Genomic DNA, 17,629 nt, shown 5'->3' on the forward strand with positions numbered 1-17,629 from the left:
ATATTCGCCATTCTCGCGGTCGTCACGAGAAGACCAGTTTGATCCCGGCGACGACTAGGACGATTGCGAGGGATCGTTCGACATGTCGCCGGGGAAGACGCTCGACACCCAGCCACGTGCCGACCACAGCACCGATGACTACCGCCACCACCAGCGCAGGCAAGATGGGCGGCAGTTCACGCAGGTCGGACAGGCTCCCCGCGAGACCCGCCGCCGAGTTTACGAGGATGAAGACCGCCGCGATTCCCGAGATGCGCCGGACCTGCTCCCACTGCAGGAAGAGCATGACGGGGCTGAGGAAGATTCCGCCGCCCGTGCCGGCCAGCCCCGCGAGGAGCCCCGTCGCCGCGCCGGTCGGTGTGGCTACCCACCAGGAGGGCATCCGGACCTTGGCCAGATCGGGAATCGCCGGTCGCCACAGCAGGCGAGTTGCGGCGACCCAGAGCGTCAGCCCGACAAGTACGCGATAGATTGAGGCATCCAGCGCCAGCCGCCCACCGAGATAGGCCATTGGGGCCGCCCCCAGGATAAGCGCCAGAAACAGGCGGAAGTTGAACTGGCCGGCCCGAAGATACCTGAAAGAGGCCAGTCCTGCGACAACCAGATTGAGCGTCAGGGCCGTCGGTCGCATCGACGCAACGGGTACCGCGAACAGGGCCATTGCGGCCAGATAGGCGGATGCGCCGCCGTGCCCGACACTTGAGTAGAGCGCCGCGGCTACGGCCACAAGGGTGGTCAGCGCCGCGACCTCTACACCCGTCATTACCGTTTCAACCGCAACGTCACGCCAACGGTGCGCGGATCACTGGGGTTACCGAGGATAAGGCCAGAATTGCCAGCCTGGATGGTGAGGTTCTGTATGTAGTCGGCATTGAAGAGGTTCCGGGCGAAGACCGCCAACTCCATTCCGTCCGCGAAGCGGTAGCCTATGTTGGCGTTCGTCAGGGCATATCCCTCGATGTATGTGTAGCGGGAAAGGCTCGGATCCCCGTTGAAGCCGCTGCGGAACGCGGCGTCGGCGTGGACAAAGACCTTTCCGGCGCCGACCTGCAACGCATAGTCAAGCCCACCCGTGAGCGACCAGCGGGGCAACGACGCGAGGCGCTGACCTGTCAGGTCACAGGCGGTGGTGGCTGCGGTCTGGACCTCAAGTGGGCACGGCCCGGCGGGGTAGGACGAGTAGCGACCGTCGGCATAGGCCAGCCCTGCTCGCAGCGTCAGCCCGCGTGCGGCTCGCACGGTCGCGTCGGCCTCGACGCCCTTCACTGTGACCCGTGGAATGTTCGACAGGTAGCCGCGGAGAGCTACCGTCTGGCTGCTATCGACTACCGTAGCCTGAAAATCACGGACACTGGTGAAGTAGGCGTCGACGTTGAACACGACCCGGCGGTCGAACAAAGTGGTCTTAAGGCCCCCCTCCCAATTCGTGTTGCGCTCCGGACGGACCACCGCCGTCGCGAGCGCCGGCAGGTTGTTGTTGTCCAGCGGAAGGCCTGACATGTTGATGCCGCCCGACTTGAACCCGCGTGCGTAGCTCACGTAGGCAAGCACGTCGTCCGACACCTGCCAGGCGATACTGGCTCGGCCCGACAGGCTACCGTCGCGGTCCTCTGCAACGTAGGACTGGGGCCGCAGTACCGACAGCTTTGCGTTGACGAGCGCGGTGCTTGTGGTCGGCAACCCACCGAACACAAAGGTGGGATACGAGCCCGACTTGCTCTCCTGCGTGTAGCGGAGCCCGCCCGTGAAGGTCACGGCGTCCAGAACACGGTAGTTCAGCTCCGCGAAAGCAGCGTAGCTGCGGGTGCGAAAGTCGGTCCTACCGTCCTGGCCGTAGCCGTCGAGCAGGGTTGAGGGGACTGGCGTGCTGGCCGCGCCGGTGGTCGTGCCGATGAGATAGCGGGCGGCGGCGGGGCCATATATCGAAACTGGCCGACCAGTGATGCGCTGACGAAACGCATAGAGGCCGGCAACGTAACTGAACGGTCCCTCGCCTGCGGAGGCGATGCGGACTTCCTGGCTGTACTGGTCCTGCCGCGAAGGGATATGCTGCGACAGCTGGATGGGAATGCCGGTGTAGTCTCGATCGTTCTCGGCGTCCCAGTTCCAGAACCGCCAGGCGGTGACGCTCGTGATCGTCGCCCCGCCCAAGTTCCAATCGGTGATCGCTTCCACCCCACCCTCGTTGGTGTCCACTGCCAACGGTCCGTCGATGTCGGTCAAGCGGTCGTAGGGGTTAGCGGAGGGAGGAGCGTAGCCGAACTGGGCGGCGAGCCCGAGCGGACCGGCGAACTGACGCGACGCCGCGCGGAGGCTTGCGCCTGCGCGCAGAAAGACCTGGGCGCAGCAGTCTGCCTTGAAGTTAGTGAAGTCGGCGATAATCCGCATCTGCAAACGGTCATCGGGCTTCAGCAGGAGCTGGCCCCTGATGGCCTGGGTCCCGATCTGATTGTGGTCCCGACCGTCCCGGACGTTGGCGATCACGCCATCGCGCCTGGTCGATACCCCGGACAGCCGGAACGCTATTTCGTCCGAGATCGGTCCGGAGATCCACGCTTTAGCCTGCACGAAGTTGAAGCTGCCATAGCTGAGCTCGGCGAACCCCTCGGTTGTGAACGTTGGCGCGCGGCTGGTGATGTTGATGGCCCCGGCCGTCGTGTTCTTACCGAACAGCGTTCCTTGGGGACCGCGCAGCTCCTCGACCCGCTCAACGTCAGCGAAGTCGAACGCGGCGGTAGCGGGACGTGCGTGATAGACATGGTCGACGTAGAAGCCGACCCCGGGCTCGAGACCGTCGTTCGATTGGCTGACTGCGACCACGCTGGAACCCAAGCCACGAATCGTGAAGGCGGTGTTTCGGGGGTTGGCAGAGGAGTAGTTGAGCGAGGGGATCAGCGTTGTGAGGTTCTGGACGTTGACCGAGTAGCTGCGGTCGAGCAGCGAGCCGTCCACTACCGACAGTGATCCAGGAATCCGCTGCGCGTCCTCCGCCCGTCGTCGCGCCGTCACCACGATGACTGGAACCTTGGTGCCGGAGTCGTCCACCGACTCGCCTGCAACGAGGGCGTCAAGTTCTTGCGCCTTGGCCGGTGCGGCGTAGGTCAGACCCACAGCCGCAGCCATCAAAAGTTTTCTTATCATTAGGGACCCCCCACCTTGAATCAGCTTGTATTGTATCCGCTGGGATACATTACTTGCAAGCCGTCATTGTCCGGTCGTTTGTTCGCCAGTTTGTCACGGGGGGAGCGACTGGGCAGACGTCGGCCCATCTGGCCATGACTGACGTTGCGGCCGTCGACTGACTTCCCTCCTAGTGAGGCCGTTCGTGGCGAACGAGAAGATGTGCTGTTGTCGCTCCCTTGCCGTCACCGTCATCATGGAGCATCGGCATGAGCCCAGCTAGCCGACGTACCCAACGATCGAGTGTGCCGGCTTGAGGTCGATCACGTCGTCTGGATGAAGGCCTGCAAGGCTTCCATACTGCGAGGACGGGGAGAAATTATAGCTACGGTCGCGCCGGCATCGAGAAGGCGTCACGGGGCGACCACCTATAGGGCGTGCTAACTTCGGAAATCACACAAGGTTACGCGAACGGCACGAGCAGGGGGGTAGCGGCCGGTTCCGTTCACAGGGCCTATCGCGGGCGCACCGACACCCCAACCGGTGCCGGACATGACCATCGGGAACCTAGACGTCTTAAACCCGCGATCGGGGACGCGGCCTCACGTCGGGGTAGGGCAACTCAGACCTGTCAAGTTGCGGTCACGAGCCCAGGGGATTGCATCCGCCGGACAGCGGCATGGGATAGTATGTTGCGCCCGCCGGGAGCGGTATCGTCCTGCCCAGTCCGAGCGTCACGCCTTCGCCGCCGATGGCCGTCACGGAGCGTCCGCTGAGCCAGGTTGCCATCGCTCTGGCACCATCGGCATCGTCGTAGAGAACGTTGCGCGCGCGGCCGTCAACGGTGACGGCCATGACCGGCTGGTGGTTCCGGGCCTTGATGCAGACCATGTAGAGGAGCGGTTGCGCATCGACCGAGCGCACGAGGACTCCTTCGGAAACGCCGGGTGCGTTGCCGGTCACCAGCTGGACGCCCTGCTTGCCCTCCGTGTAGAACTCGCGGCCGGAGACGATCCGCCGGAGAACGTAGCGTAGCGTGACGGTCGCTACGAGGTCCGCGCGGGCGAACGTGCTCAGCGGCGAGATCGCGAACGTCGCCTTTTCCGGTGTCAGCGGCTTCCCGGCCTCGAACAGCTTCTGGGAGGATACGACGAAGTCCTGCAACGGGTCGGTGCCGGTGGTCGGCGCGAGCGTCAGAGAAACCAGCGTGTTGCCGACGACGTCCAGTCCACGCTCGCTCTCGCGCGTCAGCACAAGGCTGTCCGGCGTTATGTCGACGTTGAGGTTCTCGTACTGCGAGATGATGTCCGCCGAGGTGGTGCGCTTGTTGGATGCGGTGCCGCCAACGCTGTTGTCGCCGAACCCCTTGATCGTCGGGGCGAGCGAGGCGGTGAGCGACAGGTCGGTGACGTCCTCGAGGTGGGCGATGCTCTGCACCTTCGTATCGGTCGCGGCGACCGTGTAGCCGGCGAACTCGAAGGTCGAGCGGGGGCCGTTCCTCTTCGGCGTGATCGTCACGATGGTGCGCACCAGGCGGTCGCCGGGCCGGCTGTCGGGACCCTTGCTGATCGAGACCACGAGGATGCGAGCGAGCTTGGTGCGGTCGTCGGCACCGCCACCGGATGGGGCCTTGAGCGGTGTGGCCAGCTGCTTTCTGAAGGCGTCGGGATCGGCCGACTTGGCCGCCAGCGAGTCGATGATCGCCGCCTGACCCCGGTCGGAGAAGTCGCGGATGGTCGATTTCGGCGCGTCCGGCTTGGGCGGCGTGAATGAGTACACCCGGACCTGCGGCACCTCGCCTGGGGGCAGGCTGGCCGCGGGCAGTTCCGACACCGACGTCCAGCGCCGGTCCTCGGGATGGGCGCAGGCGGCGAGCGAAAGGGCGGCGAGCGTGATCGCGACGGACCGCCGCGTCACTTGCGGCGACCGATCGTCAGGGCGGCCACCAGACCGCCGACCAGGGCTGCCGCGACGGCGCCAAGCAGGAGTGTGTTGCGGCCCTGCCTGTCCGGTCCGCGCTCATATGCCGCGAAGTCCGCGGCGTCGTTGCGGAAAACCACCCCGATGTCGTCTTCGGGAGAGGCGACGTTCACGATCGGCAGGGTTCGTCCCCGCACACACTGGTTGGCTGACCAGCTCGTCTCGTAGTTGCCGGGGTCAAGCCTGACACCGTCGGGGAAGTCGTCCCGACCCGACGTGCGGCAGATGCGGAGCAAGGCCTCTCCTGCCTGCCCGGAAGGAATGATGCCGTATTGCATGATGATCGCCCCCCAGCGTGGTTCGGAGCAGTGATTCCGGACCCGCGATGGAATTAACCCGCGGCTGCGCGGCGGGCAAGCCGGACTTGGTCCGAGTTGGTCCCAGGCATACGTCCATCTCGGCGACCGTTGAGCACGGCCTGATCATCCGGCGGGCGCGAGCTTGCGCGCGACCGTGCCCCCTCTAGGATTGGATCAGATGCGGACCACAGCTCCGGCCGGCGGCGGATGGATCAGCCGGCGGGATGCGCCGGCGCATCCGTCCAAAGCGCCTCCGCACCCTCTTCTGGCGAGGGATTGAGCCTGTCGGCGATCCTTGCCAGTCTTTTCGGGTCAGTCACGATTCCTCCGACGGGCACGCCGTGGCCGCTCAGGGGGACATGCACGTTCACGAACGCGGCGACGCCGGTCACCAAGAGGATTTCCATATTTGCGGGCAGGCGGCCTTGGGGAAGCAGCGCTCCCCGCTCGAAGAGGCGCCTGTGGCTGGCACGGATGCTCTTGTGCGTCGACCGGGGCATGGCGATCGTCGTGGCCACGGTATCGACGCCGGAGTTGCGCAGCGCCTCGCGGAGCCCGTGGAGGGTCTCCGCGACCTTGAGGGTCCGTCCCCAGGCACTGCCGCTCGGCCGCAGCCAGACGATCTCGATCGTTCCCTGAGGCAGGTCGCCGTCACCCACCGTGTCGATGAACGGCGAGGCGTTCTCGGGAAGGTAGGTGGCGCCGATGGTGGGCTTGAAGCCGGATACGGGATCGGGTTGCAGGGCGGCTCGCCAGGCTTCCTGCGAAGCCGGGGACCGGATCACGTCTGCGAGCTTGGTCTCGCCCGTCATCCTCTCGAACTCTGCGGCCGTCGTCGGCGCGGCGTCCGGGACCGAGAGACCCTGCCATGCGTCGTTCGCCGCGACCGTCAGCTTTTGGAATCCCCCGGCGCCATCCTCCAGGTCGGGGAATGTCGGCCGAACGACGAGCTTGTCGAGGTCGAGCGCCAGGGCGGCGGGCAGAACCTGATAGCCGTATGATCCTCCGTGGATGTCCGAGATCGAATAGAGGTTCACCGCGTCCGCGTCAGGGAACCGTCTGATCCTCCGCGCATAGTCCCTGAAGTTCTCCTCGAAGGCCTCTCTGGCGAAGGCTTCAGGGAGTTCCCGCGCGCTGGGCTGCTCGCGGAGCCTGACCAGATAATCGGTGTTTCGTGCGCGTGAGCGCGGCACCATGCTACGGCTGACGAGATCGAACCACACGTCCCCGATCAGCGGCGCCACCTCCACGATGTGGGGGACGCCGTCTGACCCGACCGACCGAAACAGCTCGCGTCCGGCGGGGGCGAGCAAGACTTCGTCGCCGTCGAACTCGATCCATGACCGTCGTTCGCCCAAGTCGAGCAGCACGGTTTCCATCTCGGCCTCGGAGAAGCCGAACCAGGCTCTGAGGCGACTGACCGACATTCGGTCCAGGACGGCCAGCAGCCGTAGGACGTATTCGTCGACCACGCCGAGTTGGCGATCGCGGGTGACGGTGGCCCGGATCGTGAACCGGCGGCAGGCGATCTGGAAGTCGACCGCGTCGATCAGCAGGCGTTCGGTCATCGGTCGATCTCCGAAGCGGGCCGCACCCTGCCCGAACCCTCCTTTAGGTCCCGGACGTGGGCGAGGACCTGGTGCATCGGCGAGCGGCTGCGTGGGCTGCCCCACATCCGCGTGCTGCCGACGATGTACAGGCGCTCCTTCGCACGGGAGATCGCGACGTTGCACCGGTTCTCGCGGCCGACGTGGCCGGACACGAACTCCTGGTTGGCGCGGACGAGCGACAGGATCACCACTGCGTTCTCCTTGCCTTGGTAGGCGTCCACGGTGTCGATCGTCACGAGACGGCGGAACGCCTCGGGAAACGGCCGCTGGGACCATTCCCGCTCGATCCTGCGCTTCTGCTCGCTGTACATGCAGATGACGCCGATGGCGGGATCGGCCCGACGGGATAGCTCCTCCACCAACTCGGGTTCGCGCGCGTAGCGCTGGAGGATCGCGAGCACGGCCTCGATCTCGGCGTCGTTCCAGATGTCGCGGCCGCCGTTCCGTTGCCTCTCGCCGGCGGCGTCCGATTGCGAGGTGTCGTACCACACGACCGATTCGGCGATGTCGGCGGGGAGTTCAGCGAAGGCGAGGTCTGGCTTGCGGTCTTTGGACGGACGCAGCGTCACCCCGTGCGGCGCGTAGAAGATGCTGGAGACCATGTCGCTGATTACGGGCGTCATGCGGTACTGCTCGTCGAGCACCATCGCGTTCCGCTGACCGTATGATGATGCGAAGGCGCGCTCGAAGTCGGAGCGCTCCAGGTCGGCGCGCGGGACGCGGTCGAATTCCTCACGCAGCCCGGACTGGACGGCGCGTTCGACCATCGGCCTGAGCTGCCTCTGGTCTCCGACCAGCACGACGCGGCTGCCGAGCTGCAGCGGTACCGCGAGTTCGCCGCTGGTGCACCGCGCGGCCTCGTCGACGATCACCCAGTCGAAGGCTGCGCCCTCCAGTCGGATCTGGGACTGGCCCAGGCCGACGCAGGTGCCGGCTACGACCCGCCTGGTTTTTGCGAGGAACTCGTCGAAGTTCCGATGGCCGGCGCCGAGCGTGTCCTTCCATTCGTGGGCGAGCGCCAGGAGGCGCCGGGCGGTGGCAAGGTCGCCCACACTGCATTTCGGATGTGCTGCCAGCGTGGTCGCGTAGGCCTCTTCGACGAGGGCGGCCGCGCCGTCCGCCTCGCACTGGGTCTCGTCGATCGGTCGCTGCAGGACTTCGGTCGCGTTCGCGGCGAACGAGCGGTGCAGCGAGCGCAGCCTGGTGTCGGACTTGCGGCGTTCGTCGCGGCCCATGTCGCCCTCGGCCGCCTTGCGCGCCAACTCGAGCGCTCGCTGGAGGGTGCCCAGGCGCTGGTCGACGCCGACGACGTCGTAGATGAAGGCGCGCGGAATGCCCGCGGCGCCCGCGGCGTGCGCGACGCGCGACTTCAACCCGTTCTCGAAACGGACGCGGTAGCGCTCGCGCAGCGACATCGCCTGGAAGGGGCGCACGCGCTCTGTCGCGCCGCGGGATCCCACACGGAGAAGGTCGGCGTGGCCACCATGCGCGCGGTATGTCCTGAGCAGTTCCTCCAGGACGTTGTTCACCGCCTCGTGGGACTGGCTGGCGACCAACACGCGTCGGGCGCCGCCCTCGGTGAGCAGCCAGTGGACGAAGGAGGCGATGAAGCGCGTCTTGCCGGAGCCGGGCGGCCCCTGCAAAAGCCCCACCGGTCCGCTGGCGAGGAAGTGCGCGAAGGCCTTCCTCTGCCCCTCGTTCAACCCGTATGCCCGCAGATCCTCGTCGAGCGCGGATAGGTCGTAAGTTTCCTCCGGCGCCTCGAACTGCGGATCGAAGTAGTCGATCAGGTCGGGTATGACCGACCGTCTCGCAGTCACGCGGTCGACCGCGCGGCGGCGTCGCTCCTTCGACACGCGGTCGCGGCGATCTATCAGCGCGACGTGCTCGCCACCGCCGGCGATGGGGCCGCGGAGGTCGCGGATCGCGATCTGGCTGCCGTCGCAGCGCGCCACGTCAAGTTTGCCCAGGCGGCGACCCTGGACGCCAGGCGCGAGCCGCACCTCGACGATGTCCTCGTCCTCGAACTCCAGTGGCCGCGGCGTCTCGTAACGGAAGACGGCGGCACCCCCGAGGTCCGCGAGGCGCGTGTCCAGCCTTACTGTGAGCACCGAGTCCTCCTCGATTTCCGCGGCACGCTGCCATAGCCTGGCGACGTCGAGCGTGCCGAGTGGGGACGAGACGGGGAGGGCGGCAGTCTCGTCTCCGACCATCCCGGCGTCTTCGTCGGATGGGTCCCAGCTGTCGTCTGCGAGTTCGGGTTCCGCTGCCGGTTGCGCCGGTTGGGACTCTTCGGGCGCGACTGCGTCGCGGAGGAACCGGACAAGTTCGCCGAAGCCACCCTCGGTCCCTCGTGCGACGCTGACCCGCATCTCGATACGCGCGCCCTGCGCGATTTCCTGGAGGCGCGCCTCCGTCAATTCGACCGCATCGACCTGACCGTCCCTCGTGCGGACGAACAGCCTCGAGTTCAGACCGGTGATGAAGAACGACTCGGTTGCGGGCGCGACGCGGTAGCTCCTGACCCACAGATGCCCGTCGTCGGCTTCGATCACCGCGTCCGGAAGCGTCGGGAGGCTGACCCGGAAGATCTGGGCCGGCGGGGCTAGGAGGCGGCGGCGTTCGACCTCGATGGCCTCTTCGAGCACGTCGAGCGTCTCGATCACCGGCCGCTCCATCTCGGCTTCGGCGACCGCCGTGATCGTCGCGAGTGCCGGGTCCGTGCCTGCGCCCGCCAGCGTGGCCACCATACGGCAGACCGCGAACCGGTCGATCTCCTGATCCGACCTGCGCTCGTGGTCGGCCGGCGCCCAGGCCGGGCTACGCACCCGGCCTTGGCCGAGGGGAGCGAGATCCAGCATATCGATGAGCGTCACCGCGCCGTCTTCGCCGACGAGGACGTTGCCCGGATGCAGGTCGCCGTGCGCGAGTTCCCTGGAATGCAGGCCGGCGACGACTGAGGCGAGCTCGGCTGTCAGCCGCAGTATGGCGTCCAGGTCGGTCGGACGGGCCTTGTCGAGGGTCGCGCCTTTGACGAAGTCCGTGACGACGTACGGGCCGACCGGGGAGAGGCCGCTTGCGACGACGCGGGCAACGCCGCGCGCGGGAACCGAATGCAGCGACGCAGCTGTCTCGAGAAGGGCAAGCAGCGAGTGGTCGCGACGTGCGTCGCCGCGCAGGACGCCGTTCCAAACCTTCACGAAGCGCACGTCCGGGCCCGTGCCGCTGCTGTAGTGGGTGGAGCGGGAGCCTGTGATGGGCGTGTCGGCGGGCGGGAACGCCGCATACGGGATGTCGCGGGTCTCGAAGTCGTCTAAGCGCGACTGGTCGACGAGCGGCCCGGAAGGCGTCCGCAACTCGCCCAGCGCCTCGGCGAGCAGGCGGGCGTCCGCGTATCGCTCGCCAGGGGCGGCCATCGCCCGATCCGCCACCTCGTCCCATCCCTGAGGGAGGGAAGTCGCGTCGCCGCCAAGCTCGGCGAGCTCCTTCATGAAGAGGCCCAGGCTGCGGACGTCGCGCTCCGTCGCCGTGCACGCGACGCCGTCCCAGTCCGGTTCCGGATCCGCGTAGGTCGCCAGCACCTCCAGGAACTCGGCGACCGACCTCTCCTCTGGGGTCCGCGCGGAGAAGAACCCGGTGAGCGACATGCTGGTCGGTGCGCCCAGCCAGACGCAGTCGCCGCCGATGTCGCGGTGCGCGACGCCGTGGGCGTGGAGTTCGGCCACCATCGACGCCAAGGTGTGCGCGATGTCGATGCGTTGCTCGCCGGTAAGCTCCTCACCGTAGGTTGCCAGATATCGTCGGAGCGTGGTCCATCCGGTCGGCACGGAGAGAAGCTGGTGGTGCTGCGTGAGGATCTCGTCCGGTTGGGAACCGACTTCCGTCAGCATGCCCCTGTCGGCCATCCAACTGCCCTGCTCGCCGAGATAGGCGCGGACGCCCGTCTCGCGCTCCGCGATGAGCCGCCGTCCGTCCGGATCGTTTAGTCCGGCCGGCAGGCGGTCGAAGCGCCATAGCCGCAGTAGCGCCTTAACGCGCTCCTGACGGTTCCGGTGCGCGCGATGCTCCCGCCAGACGTCGCCGCGGTGCACGTAGAAGTCCTCGTCCGTTACGCCGTAGCCGTCCCAATCCATCTTGAGCGGCTGGAAGTAGGACGCGTTCCCGAACAATCGCTCGAAGTCCTTGACGAACATGTTCGGGCGGGCCTTCGACAGGTTCACGCGACCGAGCAGCCTATTCCGCTCCTTCGGGTCGCCGAGCAGTCGAGCCTCGTCGAGCGTTAGCACGTATGGCTGTTCTGATGCCGGCAGGAACTCGCGGGTGGCGGTTCCGGTGAGGACGACGCGGGAATCGACGTAGACGCCACCGAGCTGCGGGATCTGGTCGCGGATCATCCCCTTGACCTTCTTGGCCTTGTCGTTGCCGAGCGCGACGGCCGATCGTCCGCGCTTCGAGCGGCCCAGCATCCAGTTGTCCCCGTTCGAGGTCAGCTTGCCGTTCCAGTCCTTGAGTTCGAGGAGCACGATCCGGTCATCCATCACCGCGATGACGTCGATCTCGATCGGCGAGCCGTTGCGTGGAAATGCGTTCAGTGACGCATAGACCAGCCAGTTGATGGGCAGCGCGTCGGCCAGGGCATCCAGCCCCTTTATCTCGCGATGCTGGATCCCAGCGCTACTGAGGTAGCGCACCTTGCAGGCCATGGCTGTTTTTCCCCCGTGCAGCGCCCCGTCGCCGACCAGCCCGTCATCGAGCCAGCACGCGCCCACGTCAATCGTGTCCGAGGCTGGTCGCGGTCGATCGAATTGATCCAGAACGGATATTTGGGACCGCCATGATCGTTGCTCTCGATGGTGGCGTGGTGCGGTTCGAACCGTCGAAGCGTATTATCGCCGTCGATCCGTTGCCGCGTAGCGCGATGGGCGAGGTGCGGAAGGCGAAACTACGCAAGCCGTACGCCACCTAGCTTAGCGTCTTTGGACCTCCCCCAGTCGCGGGGCGGTTCGGTCGAGCACCAGGTCAGCGTTGGAGAAGCGGATCGGGGTCCGCAGACCATCGAGCCGCTCGCCCTTGATCACCATGCCGCGTGCTCGCACCTGCGGGTCGTTGAACGCCTGTTCGACGGTGTTGATCGGCCCGACCGGCACGCCGACTGCTTCAAGTTTCGCCAGCAGATCGTCGCGTGCGAAAATTTGCGTCGCCGACCGAATTGCCGCGAACAGCGGCTCGCGGTGGACGATCCGCCCGGCGTTGGTCACCCAGCGCTCATCGGGCGCGATTCCGACGACGCCGCAGAAGCGCTGGAACTGCGCGTCGTTGCCGACCGCCAGGATGAACCAGCCGTCGCACGTCGGAAACACTGCATAGGGCGAGACGTTCATGTGCGCGTTGCCGACCCGCGGCGGGTTGACGCCGCTCGCGAAATAATTCGCCGCCTGTTTCGCCAGCACCCCGGTCATCGTATCGAGCAGCGCCATGTCGATCTGCTGGCCGCGCCCGGTCTTCTCGCGCTGGATCAGCGCGGCCTGGATGCCGATCACGGCATAGAGCCCGGTCGCGATATCGGCCATTGCCACGCCGATCTTCTGCGGCGCGCCGTCGGGCTCGCCGGTCAGGTCCATCATCCCGCTCATGCCCTGGATGACGAAGTCGTAGCCGGGGCGTGAGGCGTAGGGGCCGTCCTGCCCGAAGCCGGTAATCGAGCAATAGATCAGCCGCGGGTTCAGCGCCGACAGGCTGGCGTAATCGAGACCGTATTTGGCGAGGCCGCCGACCTTGAAGTTCTCGATCAGCACGTCGCTGTCGGCAGCAAGACGCCGGACCTCGGCCTGTCCTTCGGGCGTGGTGAAGTCGAGCACCACCGACGACTTCCCGCGGTTGCAGGCATGATAATAGGCCGCGTCCCGGGTCCCGTCCGAATTCTCGAGGAACGGCGGACCCCAGGTCCGCGTATCGTCGCCCGCCGGGCTTTCGACCTTGGTCACCTCCGCGCCGAGATCGGCCAGCACTTGCCCCGCCCACGGCCCCGCCAGGATCCGCGCGAGCTCGAGCACTTTGAGGCCGGCGAGGGGGGCGGGCTTGGTCAAAACGCCGCGATCCCGGTGATGGCGCGCCCGAGGATGAGTGCATGGACGTCGTGCGCGCCCTCATAGGTGTTGACCGTCTCCAGGTTCATCGCATGGCGCATCACCTGATATTCGCCGCTGATGCCGTTGCCCCCGTGCATGTCGCGGGCATCGCGGGCGATGGTCAGCGCTTTCCCGACATTGTTGCGCTTGACGATCGAGATCATCTCCGGCGCGAACTTGCCCTCGTCCATCAACCGACCGACGCGAAGTGACGCCTGCAACCCGAGCGCGATCTCGGTCTCCATGTCGGCGAGCTTCTTCTGGTAGAGCTGCTTGCTGGCCAGCGGCACACCGAACTGCTTGCGGTCGAGCCCGTATTGCCGGGCGGCGTGCAGGCAGAACTCGGCGGCGCCCATGCTGCCCCAACTGATCCCGTAGCGCGCCCGGTTGAGGCAACCGAATGGGCCCTTGAGCCCCTGCACGTCGGGCAGCAGCGCGTCCTCGCCGACCTCGACCTCGTCCATCAGGACCATGCCGGTGATCGACGCGCGCAGTGAAAGCTTGCCCTCGATCTTCGGCGTCTCGAGCCCCTTCATGCCCTTTTCGAGCACGAACCCGCGAATGCCGCCGCCATGCGCATCGGACTTGGCCCAGATCACGAACACGTCGGCGATCGGGCTGTTCGAGATCCACGTCTTGGCGCCCGAGATCGAATAGCCGTTGGCGGTCTTGGTCGCCCGCGTCGTCATCCCGCCGGGGTCTGAGCCGGCGTCAGGCTCGGTCAGCCCGAAGCAGCCGATGAACTCCCCGCTCGCCAGCTTGGGGAGATACTTCCGCCGCTGCTCTTCCGACCCATAAGCGAAAATCGGGTACATCACGAGGCTGGACTGTACCGACATCATCGAGCGATAACCGCTGTCGATCCGCTCGACCTCACGCGCGACCAGGCCATAGGCAACATAGCTCGCGCCGACCCCGCCATATTCTTCCGGAATGGTCGGGCCGAGCAGCCCGAGCTCGCCCATCTCGCGGAAGATCGCGGGGTCGGTCGTCTCGTGCTGGAACGCATCGATGATCCGCGGCGCCAGCTTGTCCTGGGCATATGCGCGCGCGGTGTCGCGCACCATCCGCTCGTCTTCGGTCAGCTGATCCTCAAGCAGGAACGGGTCCGCCCAGTCGAAAGGTGCCATGCCGGCCATCACCGTCTCCCGCTCACTGAGCGACGGGTTTTGCGTGGGACGTCCAATCGCTTCAACGGCAAAATTCGGTGTATTCGATCGCAAATCACGAATATATTGACGTATGCTGGACAGCCGTTCACTCTTGTATTTCGCCACTTTAGCTGAGATTCTCCACTTCGGACGCACAGCCGAAAAGCTGAATGTAGCGCAATCCGTAATCAGCGTAGCCATCCGCCGTCTCGAAGATAGTTTGGGCACCTCGCTTCTCGAGCGTGGCGGTCGTGCGTCGGTGCGACTGACCAAAGCAGGTGAGACGTTTCTCGAGGAAGCGCGGGCGACGCTTGCCAGGCTTGACCGGGCAGAGCGGATCGGCAGGCTTGCCGGACGGGGGCAGGCAGGCCCGTTGCATATCGGCTATGTTTTCTCAGCTGCGATGTGCGGTGTATTGCCGCGAATGCTCCAAGCACTCCATGATCAGTTTCCCTTACTTTCCGTCCGACCGGTGCAAATGGAGACACCAGAGCAACTGCTCGCAATCGCGGACGGCCGGATCGACATGGGCTTGGTTCGATCGCGACCAGCCTATGCATCGCCGATCGCAGCGCAGCGGGTTCACGAAGAGCCGCTGATGCTCGCGCTCGCGGCAACCGATCCGCTAGCGAATATGGTGACTATTTTCCCGGCTGATCTGGCCGGACAGCGGTTCATAATGCCACATTTCGACGAGAGTTTCGGTCTTGTTGAACATCTGGATCACCTGGCACGAGAAGGTGAATTCGTGTTGCAGGATGTTCAGCGGACTGCGGACTTCGTTACCGCTCTTTCCCTTGCTGCCGGTGGGTATGGTATTGTCTTGGCGCCGCGGTCGCTCGGTGCGTTGGGGTTCCCCGACGTTGTTTATCGCGAAATTGCAGGATTTGAGGACCAAGTCGCCCTTGCGCTCGCATGGCGCAATACAGGCTCTCCGTCAGTTATTGACGGGGTCGTCGCTGCTGTGCAGCGACACCTTCGGCGCCGTTAGACCCTTAACACTGTAGAATATGCCCGGTCTTAATCCGTCCTCGCAATCGAACTGGGGCGATTGTCCGAGGCCGGCGCGTGGGCGTTCAGGTCACGTCGGTGCTTCGCAAGCGAGCAGAGCGGTAGCAACTCGCCTTGCGTCTTAGGGACTTTTTGGCCGCTTTCCATACGGGGAATTGCATGCACCGTTGTAGGGTGTCGACGCACCACCCGACATCGGCGGGCATGGCCGCAGCGACATTTGTAGCGGGTCGTTTCCAGACGGTCCGTCGACGGAGCATTACATGCGCGACTCTCGTTACGACATTCTCTTCGAACCCGTGCAGATCGGTCCGGTCAGGACGAAGAACCGCTTCTACGTGGTCCCGCACGCGACAGCGATGGGGATGACCGCGCTCGAGGAGATGATCGCCTTCCGCAAAGCGAGGGCTGAGGGTGGCTGGGGCGTCGTGTGTCTCGAGGAGACAATGATCCACGAGACGTCCGATCACGCGCCGCTCCCGGATCCGCGCATGTACTCCGACAAGTACATTGAGCCGCTGTCTCGGGTCGTGGGAGCGATCAAGGAGCATGGCGCCTTGGCTGGCGTCGAACTGGCCCATGCGGGGGCGTCCGGCCCCGCCATTTACCACCGCGAACACCCGCTCTCGCCAACTACTAAGTATCCACACTATTTCAACAACCCGATAGCGGCACGGACGATCGACCGGCAGGACATCGCTGATTTCCGCCGCTGGTACCGTGACGCCGCGCTCCGCGCCAAGAAGGCCGGGTTCGACATCGTATACGTCTACTGCGCGCACAACCTGTCGATGCTGCAGGACTTCCTCGATACGAGGGTTAATAAGCGAACCGACGAATACGGTGGCGTGTTCGAGAACCGCGTCCGACTGCTCCGCGAGACCCTGTCGGACGTCAAGGACGCGGTCGGCGACACCTGCGCGGTGGCTGTTCGCTTCGCGGTCGAGGACCGACGTCGGCAAACGAACCTGACTGCCCTGGAGGACGGTCGCCGCGTCGTCGAGGCGCTTGCCGACGTCCCCGACCTCTGGGACGTGAACGTCAGCGACTGGGCCTGGGACAGCGGCAGCAGCCGCTTCTTTGAGGAGGGGCAGCAGGAGCCGTTCATCGACTTCGTGAAGAAGGTCACCGATAAGCCCGTGGTCGGCGTGGGTCGCTTCACCTCGCCCGACGCGATGGTGAGCCAGATCAAGCGGGGGGTGCTCGATCTGATCGGCGCGGCGCGCCCTTCGATCGCCGATCCTTTCCTGCCAAACAAGATCGACGCTGGCCGTCAGGATGACATCCGCGAGTGCATCGGCTGTAACGCCTGCACGGCGGAGGTGATGACCTCGTCCCGGATACGCTGCACCCAGAACCCGTCTGCGGGCGAGGAGCACGTCAGCGGCTGGCATCCAGAGGATGTGCCTGCAGCGCACGATCAAGAGGCCTCCATTCTGGTCGTCGGCGGCGGTCCTGCAGGCCTAGAGGCCGCCCACACGCTTGCCAAACGGGGCTATCAGGTCTCGATTGCCGATGCCGGAACCGAGTGGGGTGGCCGGCTCGTTCGCGAGCGGAGGCTGCCGCGGCTCAGCGCCTGGGGTCGCGTAGTCGATTATCGGGTCGGCCAGCTCCAGACGATGCCGAACGTCAACATGTACCTCGACAGCAGACTTGGTGCCGAAGACGTGGCCGGCTTCGAGGCGGACCACGTCATCATCGCGACGGGTGCGAGTTGGCGCGGCGGGGGCTTAGGCCGAAACCACGACGAGCCGATCCCGGGTCACGATCAGCCCCACGTCCTCACGCCGGAGGACATCCTGGGGGACCGGGTGCCTGAAGGGGGCAATGTGGTGGTCTACGACGAGGACTATTACTACATGGCCGCCGTCATCGCCGATCGTCTGGCTCAAGCTGGCTGCAAGGTGACCTACGTTACCACCGCGAGCGATCCATCGCCTTGGACGCACAATACGCTGGAGATGGTCCACGTCGTCAATTCGATGAACGAGGCCGGGATCGAGATCGTGGTGGGTACCGCCATCAGCTCCATCGAAAAGTCTTCGGTAAAGGTGAGCCGGCAGCTCGACGGCCGGCAGGGTGAGATCGTGGCGGACACCGTCGTACTAGTGACGGGTCAGCTCTCCCAGGACGAACTCTACCACCAGCTCGTCGCGAAGCGCGATGCCGGTCTGCTGAGATCGGTGGAGAGGATCGGGGACTGCCTTGGCGCGGGACAGATCGCCCAGGCTACTTACGACGGCCGCAAGGCCGGCATGCGCTACGGAGCGACCGCGGAGTAACAGTGATTGCCGACTGAGCTCGGTGCGTTGCTACGGCTATCGGGAGTG

General features: G+C 65.6%; 11 protein-coding genes. 3 read left to right on the forward strand and 8 right to left on the reverse strand.

The window, feature by feature from the left end:
* Window positions 1–22: 22 nt before the first annotated feature.
* The 6 genes from ACM61V_RS04555 to ACM61V_RS04580 form a co-directional block, all read right to left on the reverse strand.
* The gene (locus ACM61V_RS04555; RefSeq protein ID WP_419713837.1) at window positions 23–763 is read right to left on the reverse strand and encodes a sulfite exporter TauE/SafE family protein; all 741 of its coding nucleotides are present in this window, start codon (window positions 761–763) and stop codon (window positions 23–25) included.
* The gene (locus ACM61V_RS04560; protein WP_419713838.1) at window positions 763–3,141 is read right to left on the reverse strand and encodes a TonB-dependent receptor; all 2,379 of its coding nucleotides are present in this window, start codon (window positions 3,139–3,141) and stop codon (window positions 763–765) included. Before ACM61V_RS04560 ends, ACM61V_RS04555 begins: the two co-directional genes overlap by 1 nt.
* Before the next feature lie 621 nt (window positions 3,142–3,762).
* Entirely contained in the window at window positions 3,763–5,037 is a 1,275-nt protein-coding gene (locus ACM61V_RS04565) for a hypothetical protein (protein WP_419713839.1), read from the reverse strand.
* Window positions 5,034–5,378 carry a hypothetical protein gene (locus ACM61V_RS04570; protein ID WP_419713840.1) on the reverse strand — a complete coding sequence of 115 codons (345 nt, stop codon included), beginning with the start codon at window positions 5,376–5,378 and terminating at the stop codon, window positions 5,034–5,036. The genes ACM61V_RS04565 and ACM61V_RS04570 overlap by 4 nt, the downstream gene beginning before the upstream one ends.
* Window positions 5,379–5,611: 233 nt before the next feature.
* Window positions 5,612–6,967: a hypothetical protein gene (locus tag ACM61V_RS04575; protein ID WP_419713841.1), complete on the reverse strand. Its 1,356-nt coding sequence runs from the start codon at window positions 6,965–6,967 to the stop codon at window positions 5,612–5,614.
* Window positions 6,964–11,778, reverse strand: a complete 4,815-nt coding sequence (locus ACM61V_RS04580) for an AAA domain-containing protein (RefSeq protein WP_419713842.1) — start codon at window positions 11,776–11,778, stop codon at window positions 6,964–6,966. The genes ACM61V_RS04575 and ACM61V_RS04580 overlap by 4 nt, the downstream gene beginning before the upstream one ends.
* A 65-nt stretch (window positions 11,779–11,843) precedes the next feature.
* Between ACM61V_RS04580 and ACM61V_RS04585 the strand changes: the two genes are divergently transcribed.
* Window positions 11,844–11,975, forward strand: coding sequence for a hypothetical protein (locus ACM61V_RS04585; protein WP_419713843.1), 132 nt, complete (start codon window positions 11,844–11,846; stop codon window positions 11,973–11,975).
* Between the two features lies 1 nt (window position 11,976).
* Here ACM61V_RS04585 and ACM61V_RS04590 read toward each other — a convergent pair whose 3' ends face one another.
* Together ACM61V_RS04590 and ACM61V_RS04595 are read right to left on the reverse strand one after the other, a co-directional pair.
* Window positions 11,977–13,095, reverse strand: a complete 1,119-nt coding sequence (locus ACM61V_RS04590; protein ID WP_419713844.1) for a CaiB/BaiF CoA transferase family protein — start codon at window positions 13,093–13,095, stop codon at window positions 11,977–11,979.
* Window positions 13,092–14,276 (reverse strand): acyl-CoA dehydrogenase, encoded by a 1,185-nt coding sequence (locus ACM61V_RS04595; protein WP_419713845.1) that lies wholly within the window; start codon window positions 14,274–14,276, stop codon window positions 13,092–13,094. The genes ACM61V_RS04590 and ACM61V_RS04595 overlap by 4 nt, the downstream gene beginning before the upstream one ends.
* A gap of 103 nt (window positions 14,277–14,379) precedes the next feature.
* On the opposite strand from ACM61V_RS04595, the gene ACM61V_RS04600 reads away from it, so the two are divergent.
* Both ACM61V_RS04600 and ndpC read left to right on the forward strand, forming a co-directional pair.
* Window positions 14,380–15,279: a LysR substrate-binding domain-containing protein gene (locus ACM61V_RS04600; RefSeq protein WP_419713846.1), complete on the forward strand. Its 900-nt coding sequence runs from the start codon at window positions 14,380–14,382 to the stop codon at window positions 15,277–15,279.
* Window positions 15,280–15,562: 283 nt separating this feature from the next.
* Window positions 15,563–17,581, forward strand: a complete 2,019-nt coding sequence (gene ndpC, locus ACM61V_RS04605) for a 6-hydroxypseudooxynicotine oxidase (RefSeq protein ID WP_419713847.1) — start codon at window positions 15,563–15,565, stop codon at window positions 17,579–17,581.
* Window positions 17,582–17,629 lie beyond the last annotated feature (48 nt).

This window comes from Sphingomonas sp. TX0543 (assembly GCF_048565505.1).
Lineage (GTDB): Bacteria > Pseudomonadota > Alphaproteobacteria > Sphingomonadales > Sphingomonadaceae > Sphingomonas.